General features: G+C 60.3%; 5 protein-coding genes and 3 tRNA genes. All 8 read right to left on the reverse strand.

Going from position 1 to position 7834, the window contains the following annotated elements; translation table 11 throughout:
• A partial coding sequence (locus ACIOWE_RS26390; protein WP_401397607.1) for a (2Fe-2S)-binding protein occupies window positions 1-457 on the reverse strand: 457 nt, incomplete at its 3' end.
• Complete coding sequence (locus ACIOWE_RS26395) at window positions 450-3281, reverse strand: xanthine dehydrogenase family protein molybdopterin-binding subunit (RefSeq protein ID WP_201239062.1); 2832 nt, start codon at window positions 3279-3281, stop codon at window positions 450-452. The genes ACIOWE_RS26390 and ACIOWE_RS26395, both read right to left, overlap by 8 nt.
• 496 nt (window positions 3282-3777) lie before the next feature.
• Window positions 3778-3854, reverse strand: a tRNA-Asp gene (locus ACIOWE_RS26400).
• A 93-nt stretch (window positions 3855-3947) separates the two neighbouring features.
• Window positions 3948-4024: transfer RNA gene (locus ACIOWE_RS26405), tRNA-Asp, on the reverse strand.
• 56 nt (window positions 4025-4080) lie between these two features.
• Window positions 4081-4156: transfer RNA gene (locus tag ACIOWE_RS26410), tRNA-Val, on the reverse strand.
• Between the two features lie 168 nt (window positions 4157-4324).
• A complete protein-coding gene (locus tag ACIOWE_RS26415) occupies window positions 4325-5101 on the reverse strand; it encodes an SDR family oxidoreductase (protein WP_201239063.1) in 777 nt (258 codons plus the stop codon).
• Window positions 5098-6309 carry an O-succinylhomoserine sulfhydrylase gene (locus tag ACIOWE_RS26420; protein WP_201239064.1) on the reverse strand — a complete coding sequence of 404 codons (1212 nt, stop codon included), beginning with the start codon at window positions 6307-6309 and terminating at the stop codon, window positions 5098-5100. The genes ACIOWE_RS26415 and ACIOWE_RS26420 overlap by 4 nt, the downstream gene beginning before the upstream one ends.
• Window positions 6310-6382: 73 nt before the next feature.
• A partial coding sequence (gene purF, locus ACIOWE_RS26425) for an amidophosphoribosyltransferase (RefSeq protein WP_401397612.1) occupies window positions 6383-7834 on the reverse strand: 1452 nt, incomplete at its 5' end.

The raw sequence follows: 7834 nt of genomic DNA on the forward strand, positions 1-7834 counted from the left end.
CGTGCTGGCCGAGGCTGTCCTCGATGACTTGTTCCAGCTTGCTTTTGACGATCGGCTGGCGTTGCAGCTTTTCCACCAGCACGGTCGCGGCGTTGACGAAGCCCGGCGCGCAGTAGCTGCACTGGAAGGCGAATTCGTCGACGAAGCGTTGCTGGATCGGGTTCAGCTCGGTGACCTGACCCTCCTCATCGCGGCTTGCATGGCCTTCGATGGTGCGGACTTTCTTGCCTTCGAAGTAATGCGCACCGGTGATGCAGGTGCGCACTTCTTCGCTGGTGCCGTCAGGGTTGTCGACGATCACCACGCAGGCGTGGCAGATGCCTTGGCCGCAGCCCAGGCGCGAACCGGTGAGGTTCTTGTATTCGTGCAGATAGTCGATCATCGGCAGGTCATCTGGGATGTCCACCGGGCCGACGGATTGACCGGTGAGGGTCAGTTGAAGCGGACGGTTAGCCATTGAGGGCCTCCTTGATGCGCGTAGCAGTGATAGGCAGATCGCGAACACGTTTGCCGATGGCGTGCGCCACGGCGTTACCGATGGCGCCGACCACCGGGATCATCACCACTTCGGCGATGCCCTTCGACGGGTCGCTTGGCGACAACGGCGGCAGAATTTCCGCGGTCTGCTTCCAGACGGCAACGTGACGCGCCATCGGCAAGCGGTAACGGTTGAAGTTCCAGTCACCCTCCCCCGGCCCGCCTTCGTACAGCGGCATCTCTTCCATCAACGCGTGGCCGATGCCCATGGCAATACCACCTTCGAGCTGGCCCTTGACCAATTCTTCGACCAGCACACGGCCGCACTCGACCCACGAATGGTGGTTGAGCACTTCGACTTCCGCCGAGCCTTTGTTGACCTTCAGTTCGACCAACGTTGCGACCGGGCTGTAGTAAGTCACGGCGGCGTTGTTCAGTTGAGTGGCTGGATAGCTGATGTTCTGGCGATCAAGCAGATGGAAACCGGCAGTGCTCATCAGCGCTTGCTTGGCTTTCGGTGCGCCGTCGCCGTACTTCACCGCCAGGCCGTCGAGTGGCAGACGCTCTTTCACGCCGTCGATGCTGTACTCGGCTTCAGCCCAGCTCCAGCGGTTGAAACCGTGGACCGTGGCAGCGGTGACCAAACCACGCTCGTGAGCATGCTTGGCCAACTCTTCGAAACTCAGCGGCTGCATGCCGTTGGCGGTGAGTTTGCCGTCGACCCAATGCGCATCTTCGCGACGCACCACGTACGGGTTGGCCTGGCCACCGAACGGACCCTGACGCCAGATCTCCAGCGCCGCCGGCCACAAACCGTGGTTGAACAACACGCGCGCCGCTTCACGGGTGGCGTGGCTGAAATAGTAAGCCGAGTTGGTCGCCGACGAGGCCGAGGCCAGTTTGCCGACCCAGCGCGGATTGCGCAGCAGGTTGTCCTGCTCGGCCTGGCTCATGATGTAAGGGTTGCCGCTGGTGATCAGCTGCATTTCCTTCCATTCGGTTTCGCCGGTCTTCACTTCGTGCGCCGGGTTGCCGAGGAAATCGGCGACAACCAGGGATTGCGAAGTGGACATGCCGGTACCGATCTCGATACCGATGTGGCGCAGGCTGATGCGACCTTCAGCGGTGAACTCGATGCTGGCCATCGGCGCTTCGGAACCGGTGCCGAAGTCTTTCTGGCAAATGGCAAAACCGACGCCGTACCAGTTGTCCGGGTCGGCGGCTTCGCGCTGCTTCTTGATCGCGTCGCGGTTTTTCCAGACTTCGTGTACCGAGGCCTTGTCGAGGATCTCGTGCAGGCGCAGCGCACCGGCCGGGATCGCACCCTGAGTGTTCTTCATCCCGGAACGCAGAGCGTTCTTGCGGCGCAGGTCGATGGCGTCGACCCCCAGACGATTGGCGATTTCGTCGACCATCATTTCGGTCGACGCCATGCTCTGCAGGGTGCCGTAACCGCGCATCGAACCCGCCTCAACACCACGCGAGTGGTACGCGGTGACTTGCAGGTCGTTCTGCGGCATGTAGTAGATCGACTGTGCGGCCGTGGCGCCAACGGCGGCTACCGAAGGGCTGTAGTTGATCCGGCCACCACCGTCGACGCTCATTTCGGCACGGAAGATCTTGAAACTGTAGTCGTTCTTGTCCACGGCCAACTGGTAGCGGATGTCGAACGGATGACGCTTGATACCGCTCTGGAATTGCTCGTAACGGTCGTTCGCCAGGCGAATCGGCACACCGGCGCCATACAGCGCAGCGAGGGCCGCGTAGTAGACGAAGATGTTGTGGTCTTTGGAGCCGTAACCGACGGTGTAACCCGGATGCATGTTCAGGTTGGCCAGGCCGAAGCGCGACGGCGCGATCATTTTTGCGGTCTCGGTCGCCGCTTCCAATGGGCACTGGGTGGCCACGACGAAATGCAAGGTTTTGGTTGCCGGGTCGTACCAGCCGTTGCCGTTGTCCGGCTCCATCGCGGCAGGTTCGATCGACGGGGTCTTGTAGCGCTCGTCGAACACCAGCCAGTTGTCCGGCGGCGTGTCGATCTCTTTCTTCATGCGGTCTGCGTAGAACAGGCCGCGCTCGGTCAGGTTGCCGTGCAGGTTCGGCTGGGAATTCCACACCGGGCGACGGTTTTTCAGCATCGGGAACAGGATCGAGTCCTTGAGGCTGGCGAACTCGTCTTCATCTGCCGAGGTTGGACCGCCGACGCGCACGTAGCGGAAGCTGCCATACGGGTCGCCTTCGTAGAACGGCACTTGAGCACCGTAACGAATCGCTTTGTCATTGAATTTGAGTTTGTTCTTGGCCTGACGGAAACGCTCGAAGTCGTTCCAGATCAGGATTGCCACCGGGTGACCGATGAACATCGGCACTTTGCCGACCGGTAGCAATGGGTCCGGCGCGTGCTCCTCCGGGAAGACGATACCGTCCTTGTCCAGGTCGGCCGCGGTAACAATGCGGTCAGGCTGCAAATCGGCGCCGAGCCACGACAGGTCGTAGCCGTCGTAGATACGGTCAGCCTTGATGGTTTTCAGCAACATGGCGTGGCCTTGCTGCTCGGGCCAGCCCGGCATGTCCTTGGAGCGGATGTCGCGGGCAAAAACCTTGCTGCCGCAGACCTTGGACAAGGCGTCGTTACGCTGGCGCGCCTTGCCGTTGTTGCCGAGCCACTTCTCGGACGGCACGGTGACGCTGTTTTCCATCAAGGCAGCCAGCGCCTGACTGCTGAGCGGCGTGAGCGTGACGCTCACACCCGCCACCAGCCCGCCCTGGAGGAACGAGCGCCGGGATATTTCACGGTTGGACATGGATCATCCTCTGGGCGGTTATACGTCCGCCCTTCTGGTTATCTACTGGGAATCTCGAGTCTTGCAGAAGCCCTTCTTGGCTAAACAAAGGGCGTGATGACAGTGCAAAGCTGACCGAAAGGTTAACTTTAAAGGTTTCTGGGCTCGCAGCAAACAACCAGTTACAAAAATTTGACTAAAGAATCAAAAAATCAATGCGGCGTGGCACCGCAGCAGATCGCTGAACGAACAGATACCCCATGTGGGAGCGAGCCTGCTCGCGAAGGCGTTTTGTCAGCCAGTGCATTTTTTGCTGATACACCGCTTTCGCGAGCAGGCTCGCTCCCACATGTAGATTTGTTCTGGATTCAGGGATGGGACAGGAGGAAAAGAGAGGAAAAGCCAAATTTCAGACACAAAAAACCCCGGTCTTTCGACCAGGGTCTTTGCTATCGGATCCGACTCAGCGAGGCTGACTTCGGTGCTTCAAGGCGTTCAGTGGTCCTTGAAGCAGATATGGCGCAGCGGACGGGACTCGAACCCGCGACCCCCGGCGTGACAGGCCGGTATTCTAACCGACTGAACTACCGCTGCGTATCGCTTTGAGCTTGCGCTCAAGTAACTCGTTTTGACTGAAAGCTTCGGTGCTTTTCAATCGCGAACCAGAAAAGTCTGACTCGTAAAATATGGCGCAGCGGACGGGACTCGAACCCGCGACCCCCGGCGTGACAGGCCGGTATTCTAACCGACTGAACTACCGCTGCGCGTCGGTGCAGGCACTTTCAGCCTACGTTCTTGCTTAAGCAAGTTTCTCGGGGAGTGGTGGGTGATGACGGGATCGAACCGCCGACATTCTGCTTGTAAGGCAGACGCTCTCCCAGCTGAGCTAATCACCCGTTTGCATCTCCGAGGCCGCGAAATTTACGCAGGTAGCGAACCTAAGTCAATAGCAGGATTGAAGTTTTTCTAAAAAAGACGAAATTGCTTCATTCCCTGAAGAAAGCAACAACCCCGAGACCGCTATCGCGAGCAGGCTCACTCCTACAGGTTTGCGGCTTCGCTTCTTAGTCCTTGTAAATCATCTTCTTGGTCATGCCGCCGTCGACGACGAATTCCTGCCCGGTGACAAACCCGGCATTCCTCGACAACAACCACGCCACCATCGCCGCCACGTCCTCGACCGTCCCTACCCTGCCCGCCGGATGCTGGGCATGATCGGTATCCGCCAATGGCTCGGCACGACGCGCAGACGGATCCCGCGCATCGATCCAGCCCGGACTGACGGCATTGACGCGAATCTCCGGCCCGAGACTGATCGCCAACGCATGTGTCAGCGCCAACAACCCACCCTTGCTCGCCGCATAAGCTTCGGTATCCGGCTCCGACTGCCCGGCCCGAGTCGACGCCAGATTGACGATCGACCCGTTGTGCGCCCGCAGATAAGGCGCACAGTGTTTGGCGAGCAACATCGGCCCGCTGAGGTTCACCGCCAGCACGCGATTCCAGTAAGCCAGATCAAGGCTCTCCAGGGTGATGTTATGCGGATCGGCCACCGCGGCGTTGCACACCAACGCATCGAGACGACCAAACTGTCCCAGCACTTCGGCCACGCCGAGCGCGACCTGCCCCTCATCCGCCACGTCCATGGCGATGAACCAGGCATGTTCACCCAGCACCTTTGCCACTTTCGAACCGCGCACACGATCCAGATCCGTCAGCACCACCTGCCAGCCTTCGCTGATCAGCCACGCCGCAATCCCCAGACCGATACCGCGCGCGGCACCCGTGACCAGCGCAACGCGGCCATGGGTACTCGCTTGCGCAGTGGACAACTCGATCACAGCGCCGCCAGACCGCGCGCCAGATCGGCTTGCAGGTCGGCGACGTCTTCCAGACCGACCGCAATACGGATCAGGCTGTCGCGAATGCCCGCCGCTTCACGCTCCTGCGGCGCCAGACGGCCGTGGGAGGTGGTGCTCGGGTGGGTGATGGTGGTTTTGCTGTCGCCAAGGTTGGCGGTGATCGAGATCAGCCGAGTGGCATCGATAAAGCGCCAGGCGCCCTCTTTGCCGCCCTTGACCTCAAAGCTCACTACCGCGCCGAAGCCCTTCTGCTGACGCTGGGCCAGTTCGTGCTGCGGATGGCTCTTGAGGCCGGCGTAGTGCACCTTTTCGATACCGTCCTGCTGCTCCAGCCATTCAGCCAGTTGCTGAGCGTTGGCACAGTGCGCCTTCATCCGCAGATTCAGGGTTTCCAGACCTTTGAGGAAGATCCACGCGTTGAACGGGCTCAGGGTTGGCCCGGCCGTACGCAGGAAGCCAACGATCTCTTTCATCTGCTCGCTGCGACCAGCCACCACGCCGCCCATGCAACGGCCCTGGCCGTCGATGAACTTGGTCGCCGAGTGCACAACGATGTCAGCGCCCATTTTCAGCGGTTGCTGCAACGCAGGCGTGCAGAAGCAGTTGTCGACCACCAGCATCGCGCCTTTGGCGTGAGCGATTTCTGCCAGCGCGGTAATGTCCACCAGCTCAGCCAGCGGGTTGGACGGCGATTCGACGAAGAGCAGTTTGGTGTTCGGCTTGATCGCCGCATCCCAGCCTGACAGATCGGCCAATGGGACGTAGTCGACTTCCACGCCGAAGCGCTTGAAGTACTTCTCGAACAAGCTGATGGTCGAACCGAACACACTGCGCGAGACAAGAACGTGATCGCCGGCGCTGCACAGGCTCATCACCACTGCCATGATGGCGGCCATACCCGTGGCAGTGGCCACGGCTTGCTCGGCACTTTCCAGCGCAGCAATGCGCTCTTCGAACGCACGCACGGTCGGGTTGGTATAACGCGAGTAGACGTTACCCGGCACTTCTCCGGCAAACCGCGCGGCCGCATCGGCAGCGGTGCGGAACACGTAGCTGGAGGTGAAGAACATCGGATCACCGTGCTCGCCTTCCGGCGTACGGTGCTGACCGGCACGTACGGCCAGGGTATCGAACGCTACGCCTTCGAGGTCGCTGTCCAGCCGACCGGCATCCCATTCCTGACTCATGCTGTCACTCCTTGCCCTGTTCTCGAAAAATAAAAGTCAGATACAAAACCGGCCCCTCAGGGCCGGTGATAACTCAGTTGTTGTACAGATCGATGATCGCACTGACCGCCTGGGTCTTGACCTTCGAGGCATCGTTGCGTGCCTGTTCGATCTTGTCCAGGTAAGCCTCGTCGACGTCGCCGGTGACGTACTTGCCATCGAACACCGCGCAATCGAAGTTCTCGATCTTGATCTTGCCGCCGCCGACCGCTTCGATCAAGTCAGGCAAGTCCTGATAGATCAGCCAGTCAGCGCCAATCAGATCCGCCACGTCCTGAGTCGAACGATTGTGTGCGATCAGTTCGTGAGCGCTCGGCATGTCGATGCCGTAGACGTTCGGGAAGCGTACAGCCGGAGCCGCCGAGCAGAAGTAGACGTTTTTCGCGCCGGCTTCACGGGCCATCTGGATGATCTGCTTGCAAGTGGTGCCGCGCACGATCGAGTCATCGACCAGCATCACGTTCTTGCCGCGGAATTCCAGCTCGATGGCGTTGAGCTTCTGGCGTACCGACTTCTTGCGCGCCGCCTGGCCCGGCATGATGAAGGTCCGGCCGATGTAACGGTTCTTGACGAAGCCTTCGCGGAATTTCACGCCCAGATGGTTGGCCAGTTCCAGCGCTGCGGTGCGGCTGGTGTCCGGAATCGGGATAACCACGTCGATGTCGTGCTCCGGACGCTCGCGCAGGATTTTCTCGGCGAGCTTCTCACCCATGCGCAGACGGGCCTTGTAGACCGACACGCCGTCGATGATCGAATCCGGACGCGCCAGGTAGACGTGTTCGAAGATGCACGGCGTCAGGGAAGGATTGGTCGCGCACTGACGGGTGTGCAGCTTGCCGTCTTCAGTGATATAGACCGCTTCGCCCGGTGCCAGGTCGCGAATCAGGGTGAAACCGAGCACGTCCAGCGAAACGCTTTCCGAGGCGATCATGTACTCGACGCCTTCGTCGGTGTGACGCTGGCCGAACACGATCGGGCGGATACCGTGCGGGTCGCGGAAACCGACAATGCCGTAACCGGTGACCATGGCCACTACCGCGTAACCGCCGACGCAACGATTGTGCACGTCGGTCACGGCGGCAAACACGTCTTCTTCGGTCGGTTGCAGCTTGCCGCGCTGGGCCAGTTCGTGGGCGAACACGTTGAGCAACACTTCCGAGTCGGAACTGGTGTTGACGTGACGCAGATCGGATTCGTAGATCTCTTTGGCCAACTGTTCAACGTTGGTCAGATTACCGTTGTGCGCCAGAGTAATGCCGTAAGGCGAGTTGACGTAAAACGGCTGGGCCTCGGCCGAAGTCGAGCTGCCCGCGGTCGGGTAACGAACGTGGCCGATACCCATGTGGCCGACCAGACGCTGCATGTGACGCTGCTGAAACACGTCACGCACCAGGCCATTGTCCTTGCGCAGGAACAACCGGCCATCATGGCTGGTCTCGATACCGGCAGCGTGGTGGCGGCGGTGGTGGTGGTGGGTTTGGGGGTG

The organism is Pseudomonas sp. NPDC087598, from assembly GCF_044743525.1.
Taxonomy (GTDB): Bacteria; Pseudomonadota; Gammaproteobacteria; order Pseudomonadales; family Pseudomonadaceae; genus Aquipseudomonas.

Bases quoted from the DNA above. Each gene is read 5' to 3' on its own strand.
- ACIOWE_RS26395 (WP_201239062.1), bottom strand. From the start codon at position 3,281: ATGTCCAACCGTGAAATATCCCGGCGCTCGTTCCTCCAGGGCGGGCTG.
- ACIOWE_RS26420 (WP_201239064.1), bottom strand. From the start codon at position 6,309: ATGAGTCAGGAATGGGATGCCGGTCGGCTGGACAGCGACCTCGAAGGC.